Below are 24,648 nucleotides of genomic sequence, written 5' to 3'. Positions count from 1 at the left end.
CATACCGACCGCACCACCGGGAGAATTCAGTACATGACGGACATTGCGTACACGGCCCTGGTGGACCAGGCGCTGGATGAGCTCGCCGAGGGCGAGAAAGCTTGGGCGGCAACCCCTCTGGCGCGCCGACGGCAGATTCTCGACGACGTGCAGCAGCTGGCGGTGCAGCACGGCGCCGAGTGGGTCGAGGCCGCGATCCGGATCAAACAACTCAATCCGGAGTCGCCGCTGGTCGGTGAGGAATGGATTTCCGGCCCGTACCCGCTGGCCGCCGGGGCCGCGGCGTTGTCGGCGAGCCTGGCCAAGCTGGAGGCCGGCAAGAGCCCGCTGGACGGTGCGACGTTCGGCACCGCGGCGGGCCGCACGACGGTTAACGTGTTGCCGCTCAACGTATTCGACAAGTTGTTGCTGTCGGGATTCAGCGCACAGGTGTGGCTGCAGCCGGGCGTCAGCCGCGACGAAGCCATCCGGACCGCCGGCCTTGCGCAGCGGGATCCGGGCAAGACCAACGGGATCGGCGCCGTGCTCGGCGCCGGCAACATCACCTCGATCGCGCCGCTGGACACCATCTACGAGCTGATCGCGGGCAACCGGGTGGTGGCGCTCAAGCTCAACCCGGTCACCGATCCGCTGCTGCCGGTGCTGACGAAGGTGCTGGCGCCGTTCATCGCGCTCGGCGCGGTGCGGATCCTCACCGGTGGCGCGGATGTCGGCACCTACCTGGTGCAGCACGACGCGGTGGACCACGTGCACATGACCGGCAGTGCGCTGACGCACGACGCCATCGTGTTCGGCGTCGGCGAAGAGGGGGCCCGGCGCAAGGCCGCGGGCGAGCCGATCCTGCACAAGGACATCACCAGCGAGCTCGGCGGGGTGTCGCCGACCATCGTGGTGCCCGGCAAGTGGAGCAAGGCCGATATTGTGTTCCAGGCCAACCACATTGCCACGCAGCGGCTGCACAACAACGGCTACAACTGCGTGGCGTCGCAGGTCGTGGTGCTGTCCTCGAAGTGGGCGCAGCGCGATGAGTTCGTGGCGGCGCTGACCAAGGCCCTCGCCGCCGCGCCCAATCGCGCCGCCTACTACCCGGGTTCCGACTCCCGCGTCGCCAGCGCCGAGGCGACGTACCCGAAGGCGCAGCGCCTCGGCGACCGCGTGCTGGTGGTGGATCCCGAGGACCGCACCGCGCTGCTCAATACCGAGTACTTCGCGCCGGTGTACGGCGTCGTCGATCTCGACAGTGACGGTGTCGAGTTCGTCCGCGCGGCCACCCGCCTGGCCAACGAGGACTTCGTCGGCACCCTGGGCGTCAACATCGTCGCGGCGCCGGCCACCATCAAGGCGCTGGGCAAGGCGTTCGACGCCATGATCGAGTCGTTGCACTACGGCACCGTGGCGGTCAACGCCTGGACCGGCGTCGGCTACCTGACGCCGCACGCCACCTGGGGCGCGTTCCCCGGCCACACGCTGAGCGACGTGCAGAGCGGAATCGGTGTGGTGCACAACGGTTTCCTGCTCGAGAAGCCCGAGCGAACCGTGGTCCGCGGGCCGTTCCGCCCGTCGCCGCGCTCGCTGATCGGGGGAGAGCTGTCGATCTCGCCGAAGCCGCCGTGGTTCGTCAACAACCGCACGGCTGCCTCGACCGGACGGCTCCTCACGGCGTTCACGGGCAAGCCGAGCTGGGCCAAGCTGCCCGCGATCTTCGTCTCGGCGCTGCGGGGCTGATGGGTTTCCCCGGGGGTCGTTGATCCGAAAAGCCGGTCTGTGGTCAGCCGCAGGCCGGCTTTTCGGATCTCAGAGGCTGACGTAGCTGCCGAAGAGAGCCGTGAGTTCATCGAGGAACTCGTCGTGGTCGATGGGCGGCTGGTCGAGCACGTAGCGGATGGTCAGGTGTTCGACCGCGCGGACGGCGATCCAGACGACCGTGTTGGGATGTTCGGGGCGTTGGTCCCGCAGCTGCAGGTGTGCGAGCGCGAGTTCGCCGACGCGCTGCTCGAAGTCGACGATCTTGTTGCCCAGTCCGAGCCGCGGGGTGTGCTCGATCATGGCCCGTAACAGTTCGGGTTGCTCACTCATCGCGTCGAGCAGCACGGCGAGCGTCTGGCGCATCGTGTCCAGTTTCGCGGGCTTGCCGACGTGTTCCACCAGGTGCGTGGTGACGGTGCGGGCGATCTCGTCGGTGTAGTCGTCGACGATGGCCGCGATGATGACGTCTTTATTCGGAAAGTACTGATAGAGCGATCCGGGACTGATGTCGGCCTCTTTGGCGATGAGGTTGGTGGTGGTGCCGTCGTAGCCGTGCTGGATGAGCACTGTGCGGCCGGCATCGAGGATGCGGGAGACCATCAAACGCGAGCGTTCTTGTCGCGGACTGCGCCGCGGATGCGCGATTGGGCTGCTCATGAGGCACTCACAACGCGAATTGTATGCGAGTAAAAGCTCGTGTCAGGCTCTGAACATGGCTTCTGGCAAAGAAAGTGCCGCGGTGAAGGCGGGTTCGCATCCGTATGACTACTACTGGCGGCCCGGCGCGGCGCTGCGGCCCGCACCGCCGCGCCTGCGTTTCGAACCGATGTGGACCTACACCCGCCGGCAGCTGTTCACGCCGTGGATGGAATTCCGTGAGGTGCCCCGTTCCACGGCGTGGACCGATCTGTTCGTCGATCACCTGTGGCAGGGCGACGAGCTGATGGACGCCGTCGTCGCGCGGTTCCGCGCGATGGGCATGGCCGACGGTCGCGCCATGCTGGACCGGGCGCTCGACCACGGTATCGACGCGGTGCCGAACGCGCCCGCGGAGTTGGTCGCGTTGTTCAACCAGCTGGACAACCCACCGGCCTGGTACGACCCGCAGCAGTGGGAAGCCGGCCGGCGGTTATGGATCGACGCGTCGCTGGCCGGCAAGGTCGGCATGTTCGCTGGTGACACCTTCGGCACCTTCGTCGGCGACGAAGTCGCCTATGCCACCGGGCAGACGGGTCGATTCGTCAGCGATTTCTACCGCCGCAACCTGGAGACTCTGGCCTGGTTTCGGAATATGACCTACCCCGGTGCGCTGGAACGCTGGGCCGAACCGTTCAAGGACACCGTGCGGGTGCGGCTCATGCACTCGCAGGTGCGTGCCGGGTTGCGACAGACCTGGGGTGACGAACAGTTCGCCCATCACGGCAACCCGATCTCCAATGCGATGATGATGAACGCGGCGATCAGTTTCGGCCTGCAGCCTCTGCTTGTCGATCATGCGCACGGCCGCACCCTGCAGCAGCGCGGATCTCGATGCGGCGCTGATGTATTGGGCCTACATCGCCCACGTCTTCGGGGTGGCGGAGGAACTCATCCCGAGGAATACCGCCGAAGCCATCGAAGCCATGGACTTCACAGTGGCGTATGCCGGTGGCCCGTCGGAGTGGACGGACACCATGGTCGGCGCCGCCATCGACGGGCAGAGCGCGGCCGGAACGATCAAGCGCGCCTTGGCTACACCACTGCTCGGGCTGCTGGCCTACTACGGCGGTGACGATCTCGCCCACGCGATGGTGCGTGGCACGAGCCTGGCGGGCGTCAACCTCAGGCCCTGGATGGGAGTTTCGAAGGTACTGGTCAACGTCAATGTGGGATTGCGGCGGCTGCTCGACCGTGTCCCCGGCGCAACGGCGCGAGCCGCCGCCCGCGAAAGCGACCTTGCGCTGTGGGGCTCGATGCTGGCAGTCGCCCGATTCGTGGCGGCCCGCAAGGGAATTCACGGTACTCCCTACGACCACCACAACGAGACCGCGAGCGGGGGTTGCCCGGTGCCGCACCAGGCTGCCGCGAGCTAGTGGAGGCGTTCGACGTCGTCCTGTGTCGCACGGGCAGAACCATCCATGTGGCGCAGGACGAATCGGTCTTGGAGGCACTGCTCGCCGCCGGAGTCCGAGTGGACTCCATGTGCCACAACGGTTTGTGCGGCACATGCCAGACGCGGGTCCTGTCCGGCGACATCGACCATCGCGACAGCTTTCTCAGCGACGAGGAGCGGGCCGCGGGTCGGTTCATGATGCCGTGCGTCTCCCGGGCCGTGGGCGGGGCGGACATCGTGCTCGATCTCTAGCCTGCCGCCTCGGTCTCCAGCTCGGAGCTCTGGGCGGGTTTGGTCGGCGCCGCGGGCCGGAGAGCGTCGTATTCGTCGCCCGCGCCGGCAGCTTGCGCGGGCAGCTTCACCACCTCGTCAACGGGTGATTTGTAGCGGCGCGCGCGGTACCGCCGCCGCGGTTGGTCGACGTGGCGTTCCGGCGCCGTTGGCGCCGTATCACCTTGCGGGACTGTCGGTTTCGCCATCGTCGTCGGCGTCTCCGCGCTCGGGTGGGTAGAGCGTGGGGTGGTGGTATTGGTTGGTTCGGGGTTGGCCGACATCGAGTAGGGGTGGTGGGGTCCAGTGGGTGCGGCCGTCGGGGCCCATGGTGGTGCTCCAGCCGCCGGTGTCGACCAGCCGGTTATCACAGCCGCAGGCCAGGGTCATGGTGTCAACATTGGTCAGGCCGTCCTCGCGCCAGTTGGTGATGTGATGGGCCTGGCTGCGCGAGCTTGGCCGGGTGCGTGCATGGTGACAGTGCAGGTGCACCACCCCGTCCCCCATGCGCCACCCACATCTGCGCATGGGCTGTGCGGGTGTCATTGGCGATCTGCTCGGCGGTCGGTGTCCCCGAGTAGCAGGGCGTCTCATCAGCCGGGTTGCACATCCCCGGCGCGGCGTACTTGTCGTAGATCGCATCCCAATACGCCCGAGCTTCGGGGGTCATCGTGCCGGACACCTCGCTGGTGCCATCGGATCGTTGCCGACCGTGGGTGATGCCCCGTGTGCGGTCGCGTTCGGTGTCGTCGGGTTCGGGGCCGTCCTGGTCGAGTTCGTAGAGCAGTTTGTTGGCCGCGGCCCGCAGTTCCTCGGGGGTCTGGTGTCGCGCCCGGGCCACCAGCGTCTGCTCACTCTGAGTGGTAGTCACCGGATCGACCCAGCCCGGCAGGTTCGCCATGAAATTGCCGATGACTTCGACGTGTTCGGGGTTGATCGCTCCCGCGGCTTGCGCCCGCGCCGCCTCCTGCCGTCGGGGCGGCAACGGCTCACCGGTCAACCCGACCCGCGTGCCGAGGTGTTCCATGTCCCGGACCCGGCGGCGGGCTTCCTTGCCGGAGATGTGCAGGCGGATCCGCAGGACGTCGGGCCAGTTTTTCGCGCCGATGTCTTTCGGGCCGGTTTGTGCGACCAGAGCGGCCAGGATGCGGTGATCGACCGCCTCGGCAGCGCACTTCAGACGTTCACGCCGGGACTGCAACGCCAACAACTCCGGCACACTCAACCCGCTGTAATCGAGCTCCGCGACCCGGGCGGCGTCAGCGTCGAGGTCGGCGTACGCCTCCTCGATGAGAGCGCTGCCGGCGATGTCCATATTCGAACAATAGTTCGAAGCACCGACAAGAAGCTGCGGCGAATGTGGCCCTAGTTACCCAATGTGACCAGCGCAAACAAAGTGACCAAAGTTTTTCGGAAAGAGTCGCCTGCCATGCTCCCGCGGCGGGCTCGCGCGGTCCAGGTTCGTCACGATCCGGCTACCCAGCGCTAACCTACGGTACCGTAGGTTACGGTACCGTAGGTTTGTGAGGCTCACGATCTGACGCCGACCACCGATGAAGGGATTGACCCATGGATACCCAGGCAGCTGTGCTGTACGAGCTGGAGCCCGTCGTCGCGCAGAACCTCGACCGGCACCTCAAGATGGCGAAGGAATGGTTCCCGCACGACTACGTGCCGTGGAGCCGCGGGCGGGACTTCGCGTTCCTCGGTGGCGAGGACTGGCGGCCGGAGGACTCGCCGCTGGACCCGGTCGCCAAGACGGCCCTGACCGTCAACCTGCTGACCGAGGACAACCTGCCGTCATATCACCGCGAGATCGCCACCCGCTTCTCCCGGGACGGCGCCTGGGGCACCTGGATCGGGCAGTGGACGGCCGAGGAAGGTCGCCACAGCATCGCGCTGCGGGACTACCTGGTGGTCACTCGCGGCGTCGATCCCGTTGCCCTGGAACGGCTTCGCATGGAGCACACCGTCGCCGGCTACGACGCCGGAGAGCGCAGCGCGCTGTCGGTGCTGGCCTATGTGTCGTTCCAGGAACTGGCCACGCGCGTCTCGCACCGCAACACCGGCCGGGCCTCGGGTTGCCCGCTGGCCGACCAGCTGCTGGCGCGCATCGCGGCTGACGAGAACCTGCACATGGTCTTCTACCGCAACCTGATGAATGCCGCCCTGGACATCGCGCCGGACGACGCGATGGTTGCCATCCGCGATGAAGTCGTCAACTTCGCGATGCCGGGCCTGGGTATGGCCGACTTCGCGAAGAATGCGCTCACCATCGCCAAGGCCGGTATCTACGATCTGCGCATCCACCACGACGATGTGCTGGTGCCGGTGCTGCGCTTCTGGAACATCTTCGAGCGCAATGACTTCGGGCCGCGTGGTGAGAAGGCGCGTGAGGAACTGGTCGGGTTCCTCGCGATGCTCGACGAGCGGGCGCGGTTCTACGAGGAGAAGCGCAAGCTGGCCGCGGTGGGTGGATGACTCAGCCGGGGAGCCGGATCACCTGGGCGGCGTAGGCCAGGCCTGCGCCGTACCCCAGCAGTAGCGCGACGCTGCCCGGCTTTGCCTCGCCGGTGTCCAGCAGGGTGTACATCGCCAGTGGAATCGAGGCGGCCGAAGTGTTGCCGGCGTCCTGGATGTCCTGGGCGACAACCGTTTCCGGGCTGAGTCCGAGTCCCTTGGTGAGCAACTCGTTGATCCGGCCGTTGGCCTGGTGGGGGATGAACACGTCGATGTCGTCGACCGTCAGGCCCGCGGCCGCGATGGCGCGCTTGCCGACGTCGACCATCTGGAAGGCTGCCCAGCGGAACACGGTCTGACCCTCCATGCGCAGGAAAGGCCTTGGTCCGGAAGGGTTCTCGGTGTAGTCGATCCAGCTGAGGTCCTGCACGATGGCACTGGACTGTTCGCCGTCGCTCCCGGCGACGGTGGGTCCGATGCCCTGCTCCTCGGTCGGTCCGACGACCACCGCGGCGGCGCCGTCGGCGAAGATGAAGGCATTGCTGCGATCGGTCATGTCGATGGCGTCGGACAGCTTCTCCGAGCCCACCACGAGGATTCGCCCCGCGCTACCGGACCGGATCATGTCGGCGGCCACGCCCAGTGAGTAGCCGAATCCCGCGCAGCCCGCGGCGATGTCGAACGCCGGAATGCCCTGTGCGCCAATCTCCGTGGCGACCTGCGGTCCGCACGGCGGGGTGTTGCGGAAGTTGGTGCTGGTGGCCACGATGACGGCGTCGATGTCCGAGCCCGACAGCTCGGCGGCGGCGCAGGCCCGGCGTCCGGCCTCGCACGCCATCGTGACCGCAGACTCGTCGGGACCGGCGAAGCGCCGGTTCTTGATACCGGTGCGGGAGTAGATCCACTCGTCCGACGACTCGATGGTCTGACAGATCTCGTCGTTCGTGACAACGCGGCCCGGGCGGTAGGCCGCCACGCTCAGCAGGCCGACGTTCTGTGCGCCGCTGCGCGTATGGATATGTGTCACTTGAGGTTTCCTGTCGGACGAGGGAGGGGTCAGCGCCCGGCCGGGTCGAGCCCGAGCGACATCCCGGCCAGTCCGCGCTTGCGGCTGGACAGTTTGTCGGCGATGCCGCGCAGTGCGGCGCCGGCTGCGGTGTCCGGTCCGGACAGCACCAGGGGCACACCGGTGTCGCCGGCGCTCACGAGCTGCGGGTCCAGCGGGACCTGACCCAACAGCGGAACCTCGGCACCGACTGTGCGCGTGAGGCTTTCGGCGACCTGCGCGCCGCCGCCCTCGCCGAACAGCTGCATGGTGGTGCCGTCGGGCAGGGTCAGTCCGGACATGTTCTCGACCACGCCGACGATGCGCTGACGGGTCTGGACCGCGATGGCGCCGGCGCGCTCGGCGACCTCGGCAGCAGCCATCTGCGGTGTGGTGACGACGAGGATTTCGGCGCCGGGGATCAACTGCGCCACCGAGATGGCGATGTCGCCCGTGCCGGGCGGCAGGTCGAGCAGCAGAACATCGAGGTCACCCCAGTACACGTCGGCCAGGAACTGCTGCAGCGCCCGGTGCAGCATCGGCCCGCGCCACACCACCGGGGTGTTGCCCTGGGTGAACATCGCGATGGAGATGACCTTCACATCGTGCGAAACCGGCGGCAGGATCATCGAATCCACCTGGGTGGGGCGATCCTGCACACCCATCATCCGGGGCACCGAGTGGCCGTAGATGTCGGCGTCGAGCAGGCCGACCGACAGGCCCTTGGCGGCCAGCGCGGCCGCCAGGTTCACCGTCACGCTGGACTTGCCGACGCCACCCTTGCCCGACGCCACCGCGTACACCCGGGTCAGCGAGCCGGGCTGGGCGAAGGGGATGACCGGTTCCTTGTCGTCACCGCGCAGCAGCTTGCGCAACTCGGCGCGCTGCTCGTCGTTCATCACGTCGAGGGTGACCTTGACGGCCCCGGTGCCCGGCACGTCGGTGACGGCCGCGGTGACCCGATCGGTGATCTCGGTTTTCTTCGGGCAGGCCGACGTGGTCAGGTAGATCTCGACGTGCACCGCGCCATCGGACTCGACCGTGATGTCCTTGACCATGCCGACCTCGGTGATCGGACGGCGCAGTTCAGGATCGATGACTTTGCCCAGTGCGGCGCGCACGGCGGCTTTCAGCTCAGCAGACATTACCCGCGAGTTTATAACTGCCGGTCAGCGCACCGGCAGCTGGTCATGGTAGGCCGGGAAAGGCGGGCGGCGGCGGACCGAGGGCTTCCGCGGGCAGCGGACCGGCGGGAGCAAGTGGTGCGGGGACCGCCGCCGGACCGGGCGCGGGTCCCGGTGCGGCGCCGACCGGGCCGGCGGCCGGCGTGCCGACGCCCACCGCGGTGACCGGAATGGGTCCGGGAGCAGCCGGTGCCGGCGCGACAGGCGCGGGCGGCGGAGCCTGCGGCAGCAGGAACGGCGGCAGGTTGAACGGGTTGGGCGCGGGTGCGTCCAGCGCCGGCGCATCCGGTGCCGGGATGGGCGCCGCGCTCGGCGCCGGGCCACCCTGCAGGCAGAACACCGCGCAGTTCTGTTTCGGTTCGGCCGGGCCGGGCAGCGGACCCATGCGGCCCATCTGCAACGCGGGCGTCATTGCCAGCGGATCGTCGGACGGCAGGCCCATCGCGTTGATCGGCAGTCCCGGCCCGAGCCCCTCGGGGTTGTCCAGGTGCTGGTCGCCGATGGCGGGCGGCGGACCGACGATCGGCGGCAGGTCGACCGGGGCGATACCGGTGACATAGGCCTTCGCCCACCCGAGCACGTTCTGGGCGTAGGGCATCGAGTTGTTGTAGCGCAGGATCGCGGTCAGCACCTGCGACGGATCACGCAGGTTCAGCCCACCGCTGCACAGGTAGCGGGCCGCGGCCAGCGAGGCGTCGTAGACGTTCTGCACGTCGGGCTTGCCGTCGCCGATGGCGTCCGCGGCATACCGGGCCCAGGTGCCGGGCAGGAACTGCATGGGTCCCAGCGCCCGGGCGTAGGTCACCCGCCCGGCCGAGATGCTCTGCACGATGACCTCGTTGCCGGCCAGCGTGCCGTCGAGGACAGGTCCGAGGATCGGGGTGAGCGCGGTGCCCCGCGCGTCGGTGGCGCCGCTGTTGGCGTGGCCGGACTCGATGCGGCCGATACCGGCCAGCAGGTTCCAGCTGATACCGCAGCCCGGTGCGTTGGTCGCCATGATCTTCTCGGCGGTGCGGTAGGCGTTGAGGACGACCGGCGGGATCCGCAGTCCGCCGGGCGCCATCACCAGCGACGCCGGCGGCGGTGACAGGGCGGTGGTGGGATCCATGTGCAGCGCGCGGGGAATCTGATCGGACGCGACGACCGTCATACCGGCCCGGTTGCGTGGGCCGGGCGTGGTGGGGGTGACGGCCGCCAGCGGCGTGACGCCCGTGGTGGCGCTGTTGTGTGCGGTTGTTTGCCGAGTCGGCGCGGAACCGCCGACGGCAAGCATCAAGACGAGCGGCGCGACGACGGCGACACCGGCCAGCGGCCGGCGCAGCGCCCTGGCGATCTGTCGGCGACGGCCGGGTGCGGTTTCGGCAACGACGCCGGAGTCGTCGTCGACGGCGGCGTCGTAATCCTCGATGGCGTCGTCGACCAGCGCGGAGTCGCCGGAAAGTGCGTGGGATTCAGTAGTAGGCGCAGCGTCGTCCGCGAAATCAGCGGTGTCGCCCCCGTTGTGCACTAAGCCATCCTATGAAAGTGGAATACCGGAGTGACCCCGGTGACCTGTGTTGTGATCCAAGTCACCATACCTACTCCACGGTCGCTTGTCGTAGCAATGATTCCGGACAATGGAATCTCTTATTCGGCTGCGGTGGCGGAGTCGGCAGAGTCGGCCGGAGTGCCGCTGAAAGCGTCGTCGTCCTCGACCGGCGGCCGGGATTTTCCGGTCTTGCGCTTGCCGGATCCGCCCTTGCCGCCGTTCTGCTGAGCAATCAACGCCCGCAGCTCGTCGAGTTCGCGGCGGAGGTAGTCGCGGGTCGCCACCTCGCCGACGGCCAGCCGCAGCGCGGCCAGTTCGCGGGCCAGGAATTCGGTGTCGGCCTTGGTTTGGGCCGCGCGCCTGCGGTCCTCTTCGAGCGACACGCGGTCCCGGTTCTCCTGGCGGTTCTGTGCCAGCAGGATCAGCGGCGCGGCGTACGCGGCCTGGGTCGAGAACGCCAGGTTCAGCAGGATGAACGGATACGGGTCGAATTGCAGGCTGATCGCGATCAGGTTGAAGGCGATCCAGATGACCACGATCACCGTCTGGATGAGCAGATATTTGCCCGTGCCCAGGAACCGGGCGATCGACTCACTGAACTGGCCGACGGCCTCGACGTCGACCCGTGGGGTCAACCGGAAACGGGACGTGCGCGGGATGTCCAGGCGCTGCCGCGCCGAAGGCTCGCTCACCGGCCGGCTCCCGAGATGTTGTCAGTGATGGCCTGCGTCGAGTCCGGCCCTGGTTCGTCCGCGCTGCGCCAGCCCGACGGCAGCAGGTGGTCGAGCAGGTCGTCGACGGTGACGGCGCCCAGCAGGTGGTTCTCGTCGTCGACCACCGGTGCGGACACCAGGTTGTACGCGGCGAAGTAGCGCGTGACCTCGGCCAGTGAGCTGGTCGGGGACAGCACCGGCAGGTCGCTGTCGATGATGCCGCCGACCTGGCTGGCCGGCGGTTCGCGCAGCAGCCGCTGGGTGTGTACACAGCCCAGGTAGTGGCCGGTCGGCGTCGCGGTCGGTGGCCGGGTGACGAACGTCAGCGACGCCAGTGCCGGCGTCAGCTCGGGGTCGCGGACGCGGGCCAGCGCCTCGGCGACGGTGGTGTCCGGTGTGAGCACGACGGGCTCGGGCGTCATCAGACCACCGGCGGTGTCGGGCGAGTGCTGCAGCAGGCGGCGCACCGGCTCGGAATCCTCGGGGTCCATGCGGTCCAGCAGCACGGCGGCCCGGGTGGCGTCGAGCTCACCGAGGAGGTCGGCGGCGTCGTCGGGGTCCATCTCCTCGAGCACGTCGGCGGCGCGCTCGGTGCCCAGCTGGTTGAGCAACTCGGCCTGCTCGGGTTCGGAGAGCTCCTGCAGGATGTCGGCCAGCCGGTCGTCGTCGAGGGCCTTGACGACTTCGTGCCGGCGCTTGGCCGGCAGGTCGCGCAGGGCGTCGGCGACCTCGACGGGACGCTGACCGTCGAACTGCTCCAGCAGTTGCGCCACCCCTTGTCCCGGTAGCGCGAGCGCCGACGGCGTCAGGCCGGTGACGTTCTGCCAGTCGACCACGTGCACCGTGGTGCGCCGGCCGAGCCGGCGGTGGCGCACCGCGACGCGGGTGACCAACCAGTCGCGCGAGCGGGCCTGTTCGATCGCGAGGTCGACCACGACGACGTCGACGCCGGCGAGCTGTTCGAGCTGTGGGTCGGTGACGCGGACGCGGGTGTCCAGAATCTGCCCGAGTACCAGGGCCTCGCCGGGGCGCTGTTCGAACCGGCGCAGCGAGATGGTCGCTCCGGTCAGGGTGACGGAGTTGTGCTCGATGGACGTCACCCGCAGGATCGGCACGAAAATCCTTCGGCGCGTGGTCAGTTCGACGACGAGGCCGAGCACCCGTGGTTGGTGCCGGACGATGCCCATGCTCACGACCACGTCGCGGACCCGGCCGACCGACTCTCCGTCGGGGCCCAGCACGACCAGTCCAGCGAGTCTGGCCACGTAGACCCTGTTGACCGCCACCATGCACCACAGGGTAGAGAGTGGGGTCGTGGAGAACCTGTATCGGCCCCGCCGTACCTGCCTGTCCGTCCCGGGTAGTAGCGACAAGATGATCGCCAAGGCGAAGACGTTGCCCGCCGATCAGGTGTTCCTCGACCTCGAGGACGCGGTGGCGGCCGACGCCAAGGCCACGGCGCGGACCCGGGTGGCACAGGCGTTGTGCGAGCCGGGCTGGGCGGGCCAGCTGCGCGGACTCCGGGTCAACGACTGGACCACACCGTGGACGTACGCCGACGTGATCGAGGTCGTCACCGCGGTGGCGCGCGGCGGTGGCGAGTTGGACGTCATCGTGCTGCCGAAGGTCAGCGACGTCTCGCACGTGCAGGCCCTCGATCTGTTGCTGACGCAGCTGGAGCGCACCCACGGACTGCCCGTCGGCCGCATCGGCATCGAGGCGCAGATCGAGGACGCCAAGGGGCTCGTCAACGCCGACGCCATCGCCGGCGGGCCGCGGGTGCAGGCACTGATCTTCGGGCCGGGCGACCTGATGGCGAGCCTCAACATGCGCACCCTCGTCGTGGGGGAGCAGCCCGTCGGTTACGGCGTCGGCGACGCCTATCACCACGTGCTGATGACGATCCTGGTGGCAGCGCGGGCACACGGCATCAACGCCATCGACGGCCCGTACTTCAAGGTGAAGGACACCGAGGCGTTCACGCGCGTCGCCGGGCAGACCGCGGCACTCGGGTACGACGGCAAGTGGGTGCTGCACCCCGACCAGATCGCCGCCGGGAACGAGATCTTCAGTCCGCGGCAGGCGGATTACGACCACGCCGAGCTGATCCTCGAGGCCTACGAATGGCATACCTCGCAGGCCGGTGGCGCCCGCGGCGCGGTGCTGCTGGGCGACGAGATGATCGACGAGGCCAGCCGCAAGATGGCGCTCGTGATCGCGGGCAAGGGCCGCGCCGCCGGCATGACGCGCACCGGCGAGCGGTTCACTCCGCCCGCGTGAGCGGGCCGGCCTAGCCGCCGAGGATCAGGACGACCAGAAACAGGTTGAGCAGGAACGCCAGGGCGCCGCACACGATGCCGATCACGGCCAGCAGGCTCCCGCGGGTGCCGCTGCCGGGGATGCGCTCGTAGGCGACCACGCCGAGCCCGACGCCGATGAGCGCCACGGGGCCCAACACCACGCCGGCCAGCGCGCACACGACCGAGCCGACCGCCAGCCGGTTCACCCGTGCGCCGATCACAAGGTCGGGTCTTGGCGTGATGCCCAGTCGACCAGCACCACGAAGCCGACCAGGCCGACGATGAGGGTGATGGCACCGATGACGATGCCTGCGATCGCCATGTTCCTGCCGTTGGTCTGCGGCCGGCCCTTGCTCTGCGCCAAGGCGACGATGCCCAGGATGATGCCGAGCAGCGAGCCGGCCGGGCCGAACACGAAGCAGATGAAGTAGAGCGGCAGTGCGATCAGCGAACTGACCAGTGACCCGATGGCCATGCCGTCGCTGGACCTCGGTGCCGGGTACGACGAGTACAGCGGCGGCGGCAGGTAGCCGGCCGGCGGCGGGAATCCAGGTGGCGGCGGGAATCCCGGTGGCGGTGGGGGCGTCGCCGGTGGGCCGTACGGACCGGCGGGCGGGGCGCCGTAGAAGCCCGGCGGCGGGCCGGGAGGTGCGGGAAACGGACCCGTCGGTGGCTGCGGCGGGACCTGCGGCGCCGGGGTGGGCGGCGCCTGCTGCCAGGGCGCAGAGGTGGGCCCTGGCTCTTCGATCGCGGGGTATTCGTACACCGGATAGTCGCTGGTCGCTTCGGCATCGGTGCCGGTCGGCCGAGGCGCGGAACCGCCCGGCCCCGACGGATCCCAGGAGGGTTGGCCCGACTGCCCGCCCGGACTTGTCATGCCGACCAACCTAGCGCACGAGTTCATGGCATCGTGGTAGCCGAAACGCGTTCCGAGGCGAGTGACAGGAGACCAGGGGAATGACGAATCCGCTGCAGCCCGACCGGACCCCGGGCCCGGGTGGACAGCCCGGATTGCCGACTCCGCCCAAGGGCTGGCCCATCGGTTCCTACCCCACCTACGCCGAGGCGCAGCGCGCCGTCGATTACCTGTCGGACCAAGAGTTTCCGGTGCAGCACGTGACCATCGTGGGCGTCGACCTGATGCAGGTGGAGCGCGTCACCGGGCGGCTCACCTGGCCGCGGGTGCTGACCGGCGGCATCCTGACCGGAGCGTGGCTGGGTCTGTTCATCGGGCTGGTGCTCGGGCTTTTCGGCACCAACGCGTGGGGCTCGCTGCTCACCGGCTTGATCGCCGGCATCTTCTTCGGCTTGATCACCTCGGGCGTGCAGTATGCGATGTCGCGCGGCACAAGGGATTTCAGCTCCACCATGCAGCTCGTCGCGGGCCGCTACGACGTCCTGTGCGATCCGGTTTGTGCCGAGCAGGGCCGCGACCTGCTGGGCCGCCTTTCGCTGTAGTGGCCGGCGGCCCCGCCGCCTGATCCGCTCCGGCCCCGCCGCCTGATCCGCACCTGGCTCGCCGCTCAGGCACACGATCGGCTCCTGACGTCGCCGATATGTTGCACGGCACACCTTCTGCGCTCTACGGTTTGCGCGCGGGAGGTTCCCGTGAGACAGGAGGCGTCCGTGGTGCGCGCGGGAAAGCTGCGGGCTGCGCTGGCAGCGGGTGCGGCGGCGTGCACGGCCGCCACGTTGGTATCCGCCTGCGGTTCCGGTGCGGGCGGCAACGTCGTCAACTTCTATACCTCGGCCAATGAGATGGCGACATTCTCGGCCGTCGCCAAGCGGTGCAATGCCGAACTCGGCGGCCGCTTCAGCATCAAGCAGATCAGCCTGCCCAAGGGCGCCGACGATCAGCGGCTGCAGCTGGCCCGCCGGCTGACCGGCAACGACAAGACCCTCGACATCATGGGCCTGGACGTGGTGTGGACCGCGGAGTTCGCCGAAGCCGGCTGGGCCGTGCCGCTGGCCGACGACCCGGCCGGAAAAGCGGAAGCCGACGCCGCCGACGACACCCTGCCCGGACCGCTCAAGACGGCGCAGTGGCAGGGCCGCCTGTTCGCCGCGCCCATCACGACCAACACCCAAATGCTCTGGTACCGGGCCGATCTGATGCCCGAGCCGCCGGCGACCTGGGATGACATGGTGGCGCAGGCGACCAAGCTGCACGCCGCCGGTGGACCCAGCTGGATCGCCGTGCAGGGCAAGCAGTACGAGGGCCTGGTGGTCTGGTTCAACACCTTGCTGACCAGCGCCGGCGGCAGCGTGCTGTCCGACGACGGCAAGACCGTCACCCTGACCGACACCCCCGAGCATCGCGCCGCGACCGTCAAGGCGCTGCAGGTCATCAAGTCGGTGGCCACCGCGCCCGGCGCCGACCCGTCCATCACCCAGACCGACGAGGGGACGGCCCGGCTGGCACTCGAGCAGGGCAAGGCCGCGCTCGAGGTGAACTGGCCGTTCGTGCTGCCGTCACTGCTGGAGAACGCGGTCAAGGGTGGCGTGCCGTTCCTGCCGCTGAACGAGCGCGCGGAGCTCAAGAGCGCCATCAACGACGTCGGTACCTTCGCGCCCGACGATGCGCAGTTCACGACGGCCTACGACGAGAGCAAGAAGGTGTTCGGCTTCGCGGATTACCCGGGGGTGCAGCCCGGGGTGCCGGCCAAGGTCACCATCGGTGGGCTGAATCTGGCTGTGGGCAAGGACAGTACGCACAAGGCCGAGGCCTTCGAGGCCATCCGGTGCATGCGCAGCGCGGCCAATCAGGAGTTCACGTCGGTGGAGGGCGGGCTGCCCGCGGTGCGCGCGTCGCTGTACGACGATCCCAAGTTCCAGGCCAAGTATCCGCAGTACGCGGTGATCCGTCGCCAGCTCGCGGATGCCGCGGTGCGGCCGGCCACGCCGCAGTATCAGGCGGTGTCGACGCGGATTTCGGCGACGCTGGCCCCGATCACCAAGATCGACCCGCAGCGCACCGCCGACAAGCTGGCCTCCGAGGTGCAACAGGCGATCGACGGCAAGGGGCTGATCCCGTGAGCCGTGGAACTGCCGACAGGCGCCTCGCCTATGCGCTGATCGCGCCCGCCGTGCTGGTGATGCTCGCGGTGGCAGCGTATCCCGTCGGCTACGCGGTGTGGCTGAGCCTGCACCGGGACAACCTCGCCGCGCCGGCGGAGACCCGCTTCGTGGGTCTGGACAACTACACGACAATCCTCACCGACCACTACTGGTGGACGGCCTTCGTGGTCACGCTCGGTATCACGGTGGTGTCGGTGGCCATCGAGTTCGTGCTCGGGATGACGCTCGCGGTGGTGATGCACCGGACCGTCTTCGGCAGCTCGGTGGTGCGCACCGCCATCCTGATTCCGTACGGCATCGTGACCGTGGCCGCTTCCTACAGTTGGTATTACGCGTGGACGCCGGGCACCGGCTACCTCGCGAATCTGCTGCCCACGGGCAGCGCGCCGCTGACCGAGCAGCTGCCGTCGCTGGCCATCGTGGTGCTCGCCGAGGTGTGGAAGACCACGCCGTTCATGTCGTTGCTGCTGTTGGCGGGGCTGGTGCTGGTGCCCCGGGACCTGCTCGACGCCGCCCAGATGGACGGCGCGGGTCGCTGGCAGCGGTTCGCCAAAGTCACTCTGCCGCTGATGAAACCGGCGATCCTCGTGGCCCTGCTGTTCCGCACGCTGGATGCGTTCCGCATCTTCGACAACATCTACGTGCTCACGGGCGGCACCAACAACACCGGCTCGGTGTCGATCCTGGGTTACGACAATCTCTTCAAGGCGTTCAACATCGGCCTGGGATCGGCGATCAGCGTCCTGATCTTCGCGACCGTCGCGATCATCGCGTTCATCTACATCAAGATCTTCGGTGCCGCGGCGCCCGGTGCGGAAGCCGAGGTGCGGTGACATGAGCGATCAGACACGTGGCGGCCGGTTGGCCGGCTGGGGCGTGGTCAACGTCCTGGTGGTGGTCTACGCGCTGCTGCCGGTGCTGTGGATCTTCTCGCTGTCCCTCAAGCCGACGTCAACGGTCAAGGACGGCAACCTGATTCCGCGTCAGGTCACGTTCGACAACTACAAGGGCATCTTCACCGGCGTCGGCTTCGGCTCGGCACTGATCAACTCGATCGGCATCGGGCTCATCACCACCGCCATCGCGGTGACGATCGGTGGCATGGCGGCCTACGCCGTGGCCCGCCTGGACTTTCCGGGCAAGCGACTGCTGGTCGGCCTGTCGTTGCTGATCGCGATGTTCCCGCAGATCTCGCTGGTGACACCGTTGTTCAACATCGAGCGCACTGTCGGGCTGTTCGACACCTGGCCGGGTCTGATCCTGCCGTACATCACCTTCGCGCTGCCACTGGCGATCTACACCCTGTCGGCGTTCTTCCGGGAAATCCCTTGGGATCTGGAGAAGGCCGCCAAGATGGACGGTGCCACGCCGGGGCAGGCCTTCCGGAAGGTCATCGCACCACTCGCCGCACCCGGCATCGTCACGGCAGCGATCCTGGTGTTCATCTTCGCCTGGAACGACCTGCTGCTGGCATTGTCGCTGACCGCCACCCAGCGTGCCATCACCGCGCCGGTGGCGATCGCGAACTTCACGGGCAGTTCGCAATTCGAGGAGCCGACCGGTTCCATCGCCGCCGGGGCGATGGTCATCACGGTGCCCATCATCATCTTTGTTCTCATCTTCCAACGACGGATCGTCGCGGGCCTGACGTCCGGTGCGGTGAAGGGGTAGTCCATGGCCGAAATCGTTCTGGAGAACGTCACCAAGAGTTACGACGGCGGCGCAACGGCCGTGCAGGACCTGTCGCTCACGATCGCAGACGGTGAGTTCCTGATCCTGGTCGGGCCGTCGGGATGCGGAAAGTCGACGACGCTCAACATGATTGCCGGCCTGGAGGACATCAGCTCCGGCGAACTGCGCATCGGTGGCGAACGGGTCAACGAGAAGGAGCCCCGCGACCGGGACATCGCGATGGTGTTCCAGTCCTACGCGCTCTACCCGCACATGACGGTGCGGCAGAACATCGCGTTCCCGCTCACTCTCGCGAAGATGCCGAAGGCCGAGATCGCCGCCAAGGTCGAGGAGACCGCGAAAATCCTTGATTTGACGGCACTTCTGGACCGCAAGCCCGCCCAGCTGTCCGGTGGACAGCGTCAGCGTGTGGCGATGGGACGTGCCATCGTGCGTAGCCCCAAGGCCTTCCTGATGGACGAGCCGCTGTCCAACCTGGACGCCAAGCTGCGGGTGCAGATGCGCACCGAGATCGCCCGGCTGCAGGCCCGCCTCGGCACCACCACCGTCTACGTCACGCACGACCAGACCGAGGCGATGACGCTGGGGGACCGGGTGGTGGTGATGAGTGGCGGTGTCGCGCAACAGGTCGGCACCCCCGACGAGCTGTACAACGAGCCGGCGAACCTGTTCGTCGCCGGCTTCATCGGCTCCCCGTCGATGAACTTCTTCCCGGCCACACGGACCGACGTCGGGGTGCAGCTGCCCTTCGGTGAGGTCACCTTGAGCGACGAGGCCCGCGCGGCGCTGGACCAGCAGCGGCCGTCGGCCGACCTGATCGCGGGTGTGCGTCCCGAGCAGTTCGACGACGCCTCGGTGATCGACGCCTACGCGCGCATCCAATCGCTGACCTTCGAGGTCGACGCCGAGCTGGTGGAATCGCTCGGGGCGGACAAGTACGTGCACTTCCGGCTCGAAGGTGCCGGCGCTCAAGCCGCCCAGCTGGAGCAGCTCGCCGACGACACCGCCGATGCCGGATCGAGCGAAAACACTTATGTGGCACGGGTTTCGGCCAAGTCGGCCGCGACCGCGGGTAGTCGGGTCGAGCTGGCTCTGGACACGTCCAAGCTGACCCTGTTCGACCCGGCCACGGGCCGCAACCTGTCATTGGTGCAGTGACCGACGTTCTCGGCGCGGTTCGCGCCCGTCTGACAACGCATTTCGCCGGCCGTGGCAGCAGCGCCGAGCCGGTGGGTGCCAGTGTCACCTTCCTTGGCGCCGACCCCATCGAGGTACTGCGCTACGGGCCGACCGACGGCGACGTGTATCACTATGCGTCGCTGGGCTGTTCGCGCTATCCGATGACGGATCCGATGGACATGGTGGCCGACGGGATCAGCGGCCCGCGGGCGGAGGCGGTGCTGTCCCTGCGTGGCCCGACGCCGACGGCACTGGCCCGCTCGATCGCCGTACTGGCGTCGGCGCCGGCCGTCGAAGGTCTGATCCTGGAACCGGATGCGCTGATCGATCTGCAACAGCCGGTCTGGCAGGGGGCGGCATTCACCGCATTCCTGTTGGGCGCCAGCGAGATCGGCGACGTCGAGCTGCCCGACCCGTATCAGCCGGTCCGGATCCTGAGCGCGACACCCATCACCGCCACCGAGGCCGCCTGGGTGCGGCTCAAGGGCGCGGACGCCATGCGTGACGCGTGGCAACAGGACGGTGTCGACGTCCTCGATCAGCGGCGCCGGGCCGCCGAGCCCAGCTGACGGCTACGAGGTGTTGTTGGGGCAGGCGACGTCAGCCCACACGGCATCACCCTCGGCAGGTTCGTCAGAGGACGGGTTGTTGACCCGGACCACGGTGCAGCGGTGCAGAATCTGCGGCTTGTTCCCGTTGAGCCAGTTCAGCATCACGGTGTAGCCCTCGGCCTCGAGGTCCCTGATGACGGCGTCCGCGCCGTTGGCGTGGGCGGCCGGCGCGGCGATGCCGGCAAGCGCAGCACTCGCGATGGCAACCGCCACCGCGAGGGACTTCGGTCCGATCTTCATCCCGAGATCATGACTGGCGCGCGGCATCCCGCGACGCGTTTTACGAAAGATGCCGTTCACTCGCGCGTTGCCGCGCGTTCGCCGTGATTACAGCCAGTGGTTGTGGCGGAACGTCCGGTACAGGCCCGTGCACACCAGCACCATCACCGTCAGGACGGCGAAATAGCCGTAATGCCAATGTAGTTCGGGCATGTTATCGAAATTCATGCCGTAGATGCCGGCGATCATCGTGGGCATCGCGGCGATGGCAACCCACGCCGAGATCTTGCGCATGTCGGCGTTCTGTTCCATGCCGACCTTGCCGAGCGCCGCCTGCACCAGCGAGCTCAACATGTCGTCGAAGCCGGTGATCTGGTCGGCGGCCTGACTGTTGTGGTCGTGGACGTCGCGGATGTAGCGGCGGACTTCCTTCGAGATCAGGTCGTGGTGGTCGGACAGCAGCCGCTGCAGTGCCATGGTCAGGGGGTTCACCGAGTGCCGCAGCTCGACGACCTCACGCTTGAGCAGGTAGATGCTCTCGATATCGGTCTGGGTGTGCGGGGAGAACACGGCCTGCTCGATGGCGTCGATGTCGGTCTCGACCAGTGCGGTGACATCGAGGTAGCTGTCCACCACGTGGTCGGCGATGGCGTGCATCACCGCGTAGGGGCCCAGCGTCAGGATGGTGGGGGACTCGTCCAGTCGGTGCCGCACGCCGGCCAGTCCGCTGTGTTCACCGTGCCGGACCGTGACCACGAACTCGGGGCCGACGAACACCATGATCTCGCCCGTCTCGACGATCTCACGGGCATTGGCCACGGACTCGTGCTCGACGTAGCTGACCGTTTTGAGCACCAGGAAGAGGGTCTGGTCGTACCGCTCCAGTTTGGGCCGCTGATGGGCGCAGACCGCGTCCTCGACGGCCAGTTCGTGCAGTCCGAAGACGTCGGCGACGGCTTGCATCTGGTGCTGGTCGGGCTCGTGGAGTCCGATCCACACGAAGGCCTCCGCGCCGGCCGCGCGCAGTTCGCGCACCTTGGAGACGGCTGCGCCGTGGGTGTATTTGCCGGGTAGCCGCGCGCCCATGGAGTAGACGCCGCAGTCGACGGTGGCGCGGGCGACCGGCACGTGGATGGAGCTGGCATCGGGCCCGGCAGGCGCCTTTTTCGGCACGGGGCGGAAGTTCGATGGTTGGAGTGCGCGGAACGAGGGCATGCGGCTGACCTCCCGTGGGGCGGACTTCTCGGATCAGTAGACCAGTCGCAAATGCTACGCGGAACCGGCGAGTAACAATTGAGTGAAGTAGCCTGACGCGGTGTCAGATAAGTCAGGCGCTGTGCGCACACCCCAGGTGGTCATCGACGATGCGGAAATTTTCGCCGCCCACGAAGGGGGCAAGCTCTCCGTAGCCCTCAACGAGCCGCTTGATACCCAGCGCGCGTTGTCGATCGCCTACACCCCGGGCGTCGCGCAGGTCAGCCGTGCCATCGCGGCCGATGCGACCCTGGCCAAGAAGTACACCTGGGCCAACCGCCTGGTTGCCGTCGTGAGCGACGGCAGCGCCGTGCTGGGCCTCGGTGACATCGGCCCGGCGGCCTCCCTGCCGGTCATGGAGGGCAAGAGCGCCCTGTTCAAGACCTTTGGTGGCCTCGACTCCATCCCGATCGTGCTGGACACCAAGGACCCCGACGAGATTGTCGAGACCCTGATCCGGCTGCGTCCGACATTCGGCGCCGTCAACCTGGAGGACATCTCCGCGCCGCGATGTTTCGAGATCGAGCGCCGCGTCATCGAGGCGCTGGACTGCCCCGTCATGCATGACGACCAGCACGGCACCGCCATCGTGGTGCTCGCCGCGCTGCTGGGCGCGACCAAGGTGCTCGAGCGCGACATGCACAACCTCAAGGTCGTGGTGTCCGGTGCCGGTGCGGCCGGTGTGGCCTGCACCAACATCATGCTGGCCAGCGGCATTCGCGACATCATCGTCCTCGACAGCAAGGGCGTCGTGCACACCGGTCGTGACGACCTGAACTCCTTCAAGGCCGAACTCGCCGGCCGCACCAACCCGCGTGGCGTGACCGGCGGCATCGCCGAGGCGCTCGACGGCGCCGACGTCTTCCTGGGCGTCTCGGCCGGCCTGGTGCCCGAAGAATTCATCGCCGAGATGGCGCCCAATGCCATCGTGTTCGCCCTGTCGAACCCGGACCCGGAGATCCACCCGGACGTCGCCCGCAAGTACGCCGCCGTCGTGGCGACCGGTCGCAGCGACTTCCCGAACCAGATCAACAACGTGCTGGCGTTCCCCGGCGTGTTCCGCGGCGCCCTGGACGCCGGTGCCCGCCGGATCACCGAGGCCATGAAAGTGGCTGCCGCAGAAGCCATCTTCTCGGTCGTGGGTGATGATCTGTCGGTCGACTACATCGTGCCCAGCGCGCTCGACCCGCGTGTGGGTCCGGCCGTGGCGGCCGCGGTGGCCGCCGCGTCGCAAGCCTGAGCACCATGAGCCGCCGGGTCGCGGCGGGCGGTGTGGCGCTGGCCGCACTGCTCACCGCGACGACGGCGGGCTGCAGCACCGGGCAATCCGTGCCGGGACCCCCGGCGGTGACCGTCGGTGCCGCGCCGACCAGCGAGTCGAAACTTCTCGCTCATCTGTACTCGGCCGCCCTGGGATATTTCGGTATCCCGACCCGCGTGCACCTGGTCCCGGATCCTGTTGCGGCCCTGGACTCCGCCGATGTGACCGTGGCGCCCGGACTGACCGGCGAACTGCTCGCCAGATTCGTCCCACACGCCACGGCACGGGCCGACGAACAGGTGTACCGGTCGATGATCTCGGCGCTGCCCGAAGGTGTCGCCGCCGCCGACTACACCGCGTCGGCGCAGGACAAGCCGGCTGTCGCGGTCACCGCCGCGACAGCGGACCGCTGGGGCAAGCGGGATGTCGCGGCGCTACCGGGGCATTGCGGCGGTTTGTCCGTCGGAGTGGTGACGGGGGATGCCCACCCGGCTCGCGTGGGGGACTGTGTCCTACCGGCCGCTCGTGAATTCAAGGACGCCGCAGGCCTTTTCGATGCGTTGAAGGCGGGCGCGGTGACGGTGGCCTGGACCTCCACCGCGGCGCCGGCGGTACCGGCGGGCGTGACGGTGCTGACCGACCGCACCGCGCTGATCCGCGCCGAGAACGTGGTGCCCTTGTACCGGCGTAACGTCCTGGCCGAACAACAGGTGTTGGCGCTCAACGGAATTGCCGGCGAACTGGACACCGCGACGCTGACCGACATGATCGGTCAGGTCGACAAGGGGGCCGATCCGGCCGCGGTGGCGGGTGCGTGGCTGGCCCAGCACCCGCTGGACCACTAGCCGAGCCGGCAATCCGCGGTGATCGCCGGTGATCCGCACGCAATGGCGGTGCTCACCAGAGGTGGGTAAACCTGGTGAGAGGAGCGTGGTTTCATTTCCGGGGGAGCAGTAGCCGTCCTGATTGAAGCCACGCACCGTTCCGCGCCGCGAAACGTCCCTGGGCTCAATAGCAACTCGCGGATCATCGCCCCGGTTGCGCTCAGGGACTTTTCGCCCCGCCGCTGTTGGTGAACAACCCCAACCCGACCTCCGGCCGCCTCGCATCTCGGGCCCCAGGGTAGGGCCAACCGCCAAACGACTATGCTCGCGAGACTCAACCGAGCCTGGGCAGGACCCGTCCCGCGATCGCCGCGAACAGCCCCTGGTAGGCGCCCGACCCGGTGATGCGGACGATCACGTCGACGATCTTGGCGTCCGGCCCGACCAGCACGCGGGCATGGCCCTTACGGACCGCTTCGAGAATGATCTGAGCGGCCCGTTCCGGGGTGGTCAGGGCGCCCCTGTCGAACAGCTTGTTCAGGCCCGCGGAGTCGATGTCGGCGGCCGCGGTCGAGTTGCGCACGATGTTGGTCTTGATGCCGCCCGGGTGCACCGTGGTGACCTTCACCGGATGGCCCGCCAGCTTCATTTCCTGGCGCAGCGCCTCGGTGAAGCCGCGGACGGCGAATTTGGCTGCGTTGTAAGCGGATTGGCTGGGCACCGCGAACAGGCCGAAGATGCTCGAGACGTTGACGACGTGCCCGTCGCCCGAGGCGATCAGGTGCGGCAGGAAGACCTTGGTGCCGTTGACGACGCCCCAGAAGTCGACGTCCATGACGCGCTCGATGTCCTTGAACTGGCTGACCTCGAGGTCACCGGTGAAGGCGATGCCGGCGTTGTTGTAGACCTGGTTGACCTTGCCGAAGTGCTTGACCACGTCGTCGGCATACAGCTCGAAGGCCTCCCGCTCGGCGACGTTCAGCCGGTCGGCTTTCACTTCGGCGCCGATGGCCTTGACCTGTTCCTCGGTCTTGGCCAGGCCCTCGGTGTCGATGTCGCTGATCGCCAGCGACGCACCCGAGCGCGCCAGTTCAATGGCCAGCGCCTGGCCGATACCCGACCCGGCTCCGGTGATCACGCAGACCTTGCCGGCGAATCCCTCCATGACCGCTCCTTTGCGTTGGGTGGTGGG

The 24,648-nt window shown here is 68.0% G+C and carries 26 protein-coding genes and 1 pseudogene; 13 read left to right on the top strand and 14 right to left on the bottom strand.

Translation table 11 applies throughout. The features are described 5' to 3' along the window. Positions 1-33: 33 nt before the first annotated feature. Positions 34-1,725, top strand: a complete 1,692-nt coding sequence (locus tag G6N46_RS12145) for an aldehyde dehydrogenase family protein (protein ID WP_138249617.1) — start codon at positions 34-36, stop codon at positions 1,723-1,725. A 69-nt stretch (positions 1,726-1,794) separates the two neighbouring features. Here G6N46_RS12145 and G6N46_RS12140 read toward each other — a convergent pair whose 3' ends face one another. Continuing rightward, positions 1,795-2,346 (bottom strand): TetR/AcrR family transcriptional regulator, encoded by a 552-nt coding sequence (locus G6N46_RS12140; protein ID WP_064857794.1) that lies wholly within the window; start codon positions 2,344-2,346, stop codon positions 1,795-1,797. A gap of 112 nt (positions 2,347-2,458) precedes the next feature. On the opposite strand from G6N46_RS12140, the pseudogene G6N46_RS12135 reads away from it, so the two are divergent. Both G6N46_RS12135 and G6N46_RS28265 read left to right on the top strand, forming a co-directional pair. After that, positions 2,459-3,818 (top strand): annotated as a pseudogene (locus G6N46_RS12135) (oxygenase MpaB family protein). Next, a complete protein-coding gene (locus G6N46_RS28265) occupies positions 3,818-4,090 on the top strand; it encodes a 2Fe-2S iron-sulfur cluster-binding protein (RefSeq protein ID WP_197746724.1) in 273 nt (90 codons plus the stop codon). Before G6N46_RS12135 ends, G6N46_RS28265 begins: the two are co-directional and overlap by 1 nt. Here the strand turns inward: G6N46_RS28265 and G6N46_RS12125 are convergent. The 3 genes from G6N46_RS12125 to G6N46_RS12120 are packed head-to-tail and all read right to left on the bottom strand — an operon-like array spanning position 4,087 to position 5,423. After that, complete coding sequence (locus G6N46_RS12125; protein ID WP_138249615.1) at positions 4,087-4,317, bottom strand: hypothetical protein; 231 nt, start codon at positions 4,315-4,317, stop codon at positions 4,087-4,089. The two genes, G6N46_RS28265 and G6N46_RS12125, sit on opposite strands and share 4 nt — an antisense overlap. Then, complete coding sequence (locus G6N46_RS28665; RefSeq protein ID WP_235688638.1) at positions 4,289-4,498, bottom strand: hypothetical protein; 210 nt, start codon at positions 4,496-4,498, stop codon at positions 4,289-4,291. Before G6N46_RS28665 ends, G6N46_RS12125 begins: the two co-directional genes overlap by 29 nt. A 4-nt stretch (positions 4,499-4,502) precedes the next feature. Beyond that, a complete protein-coding gene (locus G6N46_RS12120; protein WP_235688637.1) occupies positions 4,503-5,423 on the bottom strand; it encodes a DUF222 domain-containing protein in 921 nt (306 codons plus the stop codon). 254 nt (positions 5,424-5,677) lie between these two features. Here G6N46_RS12120 and G6N46_RS12115 point away from each other — a divergent pair, with 254 nt between their 5' ends. Next, complete coding sequence (locus G6N46_RS12115) at positions 5,678-6,589, top strand: acyl-ACP desaturase (protein ID WP_138249613.1); 912 nt, start codon at positions 5,678-5,680, stop codon at positions 6,587-6,589. A 1-nt stretch (position 6,590) separates the two neighbouring features. Here G6N46_RS12115 and G6N46_RS12110 read toward each other — a convergent pair whose 3' ends face one another. The 5 genes from G6N46_RS12110 to G6N46_RS12090 form a co-directional block, all read right to left on the bottom strand. Next, the gene (locus G6N46_RS12110; RefSeq protein ID WP_138249612.1) at positions 6,591-7,595 is read right to left on the bottom strand and encodes a beta-ketoacyl-ACP synthase III; all 1,005 of its coding nucleotides are present in this window, start codon (positions 7,593-7,595) and stop codon (positions 6,591-6,593) included. Between the two features lie 29 nt (positions 7,596-7,624). Next, entirely contained in the window at positions 7,625-8,758 is a 1,134-nt protein-coding gene (locus G6N46_RS12105; RefSeq protein WP_135355539.1) for an Mrp/NBP35 family ATP-binding protein, read from the bottom strand. 43 nt (positions 8,759-8,801) lie between these two features. Beyond that, positions 8,802-10,304 carry a lytic transglycosylase domain-containing protein gene (locus G6N46_RS12100; protein WP_135355538.1) on the bottom strand — a complete coding sequence of 501 codons (1,503 nt, stop codon included), beginning with the start codon at positions 10,302-10,304 and terminating at the stop codon, positions 8,802-8,804. Positions 10,305-10,423: 119 nt separating this feature from the next. After that, on the bottom strand, positions 10,424-11,017 hold the full coding sequence (locus tag G6N46_RS12095; protein ID WP_138249608.1) for a DUF1003 domain-containing protein: 594 nt from the start codon (positions 11,015-11,017) through the stop codon (positions 10,424-10,426). Further along, the gene (locus G6N46_RS12090; protein WP_061007144.1) at positions 11,014-12,327 is read right to left on the bottom strand and encodes a magnesium transporter MgtE N-terminal domain-containing protein; all 1,314 of its coding nucleotides are present in this window, start codon (positions 12,325-12,327) and stop codon (positions 11,014-11,016) included. The genes G6N46_RS12095 and G6N46_RS12090 overlap by 4 nt, the downstream gene beginning before the upstream one ends. 25 nt (positions 12,328-12,352) lie before the next feature. Between G6N46_RS12090 and G6N46_RS12085 the strand changes: the two genes are divergently transcribed. Next, positions 12,353-13,318, top strand: coding sequence for an HpcH/HpaI aldolase/citrate lyase family protein (locus tag G6N46_RS12085; protein ID WP_061007143.1), 966 nt, complete (start codon positions 12,353-12,355; stop codon positions 13,316-13,318). A 10-nt stretch (positions 13,319-13,328) separates the two neighbouring features. On the opposite strand, the gene G6N46_RS12080 is transcribed toward G6N46_RS12085, so the two are convergent. Both G6N46_RS12080 and G6N46_RS12075 read right to left on the bottom strand, forming a co-directional pair. Beyond that, positions 13,329-13,559 carry a DUF4190 domain-containing protein gene (locus G6N46_RS12080; RefSeq protein ID WP_061007142.1) on the bottom strand — a complete coding sequence of 77 codons (231 nt, stop codon included), beginning with the start codon at positions 13,557-13,559 and terminating at the stop codon, positions 13,329-13,331. After that, positions 13,556-14,215 carry a DUF4190 domain-containing protein gene (locus G6N46_RS12075; protein WP_064858966.1) on the bottom strand — a complete coding sequence of 220 codons (660 nt, stop codon included), beginning with the start codon at positions 14,213-14,215 and terminating at the stop codon, positions 13,556-13,558. The genes G6N46_RS12080 and G6N46_RS12075 overlap by 4 nt, the downstream gene beginning before the upstream one ends. Positions 14,216-14,295: 80 nt before the next feature. On the opposite strand from G6N46_RS12075, the gene G6N46_RS12070 reads away from it, so the two are divergent. The 6 genes from G6N46_RS12070 (at position 14,296) to G6N46_RS12045 (ending at position 19,856) form a co-directional block, all read left to right on the top strand. Further along, positions 14,296-14,796 (top strand): general stress protein, encoded by a 501-nt coding sequence (locus tag G6N46_RS12070; protein WP_061004137.1) that lies wholly within the window; start codon positions 14,296-14,298, stop codon positions 14,794-14,796. A 168-nt stretch (positions 14,797-14,964) separates the two neighbouring features. Continuing rightward, on the top strand, positions 14,965-16,374 hold the full coding sequence (locus G6N46_RS12065) for an ABC transporter substrate-binding protein (protein ID WP_174814126.1): 1,410 nt from the start codon (positions 14,965-14,967) through the stop codon (positions 16,372-16,374). Further along, on the top strand, positions 16,371-17,249 hold the full coding sequence (locus G6N46_RS12060; RefSeq protein ID WP_138249607.1) for a carbohydrate ABC transporter permease: 879 nt from the start codon (positions 16,371-16,373) through the stop codon (positions 17,247-17,249). The genes G6N46_RS12065 and G6N46_RS12060 overlap by 4 nt, the downstream gene beginning before the upstream one ends. Before the next feature lies 1 nt (position 17,250). Further along, the gene (locus G6N46_RS12055) at positions 17,251-18,087 is read left to right on the top strand and encodes a carbohydrate ABC transporter permease (RefSeq protein WP_138249606.1); all 837 of its coding nucleotides are present in this window, start codon (positions 17,251-17,253) and stop codon (positions 18,085-18,087) included. A 3-nt stretch (positions 18,088-18,090) separates the two neighbouring features. Continuing rightward, the gene (locus G6N46_RS12050; protein ID WP_138249605.1) at positions 18,091-19,266 is read left to right on the top strand and encodes an ABC transporter ATP-binding protein; all 1,176 of its coding nucleotides are present in this window, start codon (positions 18,091-18,093) and stop codon (positions 19,264-19,266) included. Next, on the top strand, positions 19,263-19,856 hold the full coding sequence (locus G6N46_RS12045) for a suppressor of fused domain protein (protein WP_138249604.1): 594 nt from the start codon (positions 19,263-19,265) through the stop codon (positions 19,854-19,856). The genes G6N46_RS12050 and G6N46_RS12045 overlap by 4 nt, the downstream gene beginning before the upstream one ends. Before the next feature lie 3 nt (positions 19,857-19,859). Here G6N46_RS12045 and G6N46_RS12040 read toward each other — a convergent pair whose 3' ends face one another. Further along, entirely contained in the window at positions 19,860-20,138 is a 279-nt protein-coding gene (locus tag G6N46_RS12040) for a hypothetical protein (protein WP_138249603.1), read from the bottom strand. Positions 20,139-20,225: 87 nt separating this feature from the next. Beyond that, on the bottom strand, positions 20,226-21,332 hold the full coding sequence (gene corA, locus G6N46_RS12035) for a magnesium/cobalt transporter CorA (protein WP_061004148.1): 1,107 nt from the start codon (positions 21,330-21,332) through the stop codon (positions 20,226-20,228). A 136-nt stretch (positions 21,333-21,468) separates the two neighbouring features. Between corA and G6N46_RS12030 the strand changes: the two genes are divergently transcribed. Next, a complete protein-coding gene (locus G6N46_RS12030; protein WP_138249611.1) occupies positions 21,469-22,611 on the top strand; it encodes an NAD(P)-dependent malic enzyme in 1,143 nt (380 codons plus the stop codon). A gap of 5 nt (positions 22,612-22,616) precedes the next feature. Then, entirely contained in the window at positions 22,617-23,477 is an 861-nt protein-coding gene (locus G6N46_RS12025) for a glycine betaine ABC transporter substrate-binding protein (RefSeq protein WP_138249602.1), read from the top strand. 313 nt (positions 23,478-23,790) lie between these two features. On the opposite strand, the gene G6N46_RS12020 is transcribed toward G6N46_RS12025, so the two are convergent. Further along, the gene (locus tag G6N46_RS12020) at positions 23,791-24,621 is read right to left on the bottom strand and encodes an SDR family NAD(P)-dependent oxidoreductase (RefSeq protein ID WP_061004151.1); all 831 of its coding nucleotides are present in this window, start codon (positions 24,619-24,621) and stop codon (positions 23,791-23,793) included. Between the last annotated feature and the right edge of the window lie 27 nt (positions 24,622-24,648).

Source organism: Mycolicibacterium phocaicum (assembly GCF_010731115.1).
In the GTDB taxonomy this organism is placed as follows: domain Bacteria; phylum Actinomycetota; class Actinomycetes; order Mycobacteriales; family Mycobacteriaceae; genus Mycobacterium; species Mycobacterium phocaicum.
Note: the sequence above shows the minus strand (reverse complement) of the source record. Positions and strands in the feature narration are given on the sequence as shown.

Bases quoted from the DNA above. Each gene is read 5' to 3' on its own strand.
- G6N46_RS12020 (WP_061004151.1), bottom strand. From the start codon at position 24,621: ATGGAGGGATTCGCCGGCAAGGTCTGCGTGATCACCGGAGCCGGGTCG.
- G6N46_RS12075 (WP_064858966.1), bottom strand. From the start codon at position 14,215: ATGACAAGTCCGGGCGGGCAGTCGGGCCAACCCTCCTGGGATCCGTCG.
- G6N46_RS12070 (WP_061004137.1), top strand. From the start codon at position 14,296: ATGACGAATCCGCTGCAGCCCGACCGGACCCCGGGCCCGGGTGGACAG.
- G6N46_RS12090 (WP_061007144.1), bottom strand. From the start codon at position 12,327: ATGGTGGCGGTCAACAGGGTCTACGTGGCCAGACTCGCTGGACTGGTC.
- G6N46_RS28665 (WP_235688638.1), bottom strand. From the start codon at position 4,498: ATGACCCTGGCCTGCGGCTGTGATAACCGGCTGGTCGACACCGGCGGC.
- G6N46_RS12105 (WP_135355539.1), bottom strand. From the start codon at position 8,758: ATGTCTGCTGAGCTGAAAGCCGCCGTGCGCGCCGCACTGGGCAAAGTC.
- G6N46_RS12125 (WP_138249615.1), bottom strand. From the start codon at position 4,317: ATGGCGAAACCGACAGTCCCGCAAGGTGATACGGCGCCAACGGCGCCG.
- G6N46_RS12145 (WP_138249617.1), top strand. From the start codon at position 34: ATGACGGACATTGCGTACACGGCCCTGGTGGACCAGGCGCTGGATGAG.
- G6N46_RS12040 (WP_138249603.1), bottom strand. From the start codon at position 20,138: ATGAAGATCGGACCGAAGTCCCTCGCGGTGGCGGTTGCCATCGCGAGT.
- G6N46_RS12120 (WP_235688637.1), bottom strand. From the start codon at position 5,423: ATGGACATCGCCGGCAGCGCTCTCATCGAGGAGGCGTACGCCGACCTC.
- corA (WP_061004148.1), bottom strand. From the start codon at position 21,332: ATGCCCTCGTTCCGCGCACTCCAACCATCGAACTTCCGCCCCGTGCCG.
- G6N46_RS12140 (WP_064857794.1), bottom strand. From the start codon at position 2,346: ATGGTCTCCCGCATCCTCGATGCCGGCCGCACAGTGCTCATCCAGCAC.
- G6N46_RS12025 (WP_138249602.1), top strand. From the start codon at position 22,617: ATGAGCCGCCGGGTCGCGGCGGGCGGTGTGGCGCTGGCCGCACTGCTC.
- G6N46_RS12050 (WP_138249605.1), top strand. From the start codon at position 18,091: ATGGCCGAAATCGTTCTGGAGAACGTCACCAAGAGTTACGACGGCGGC.
- G6N46_RS12115 (WP_138249613.1), top strand. From the start codon at position 5,678: ATGGATACCCAGGCAGCTGTGCTGTACGAGCTGGAGCCCGTCGTCGCG.
- G6N46_RS12055 (WP_138249606.1), top strand. From the start codon at position 17,251: ATGAGCGATCAGACACGTGGCGGCCGGTTGGCCGGCTGGGGCGTGGTC.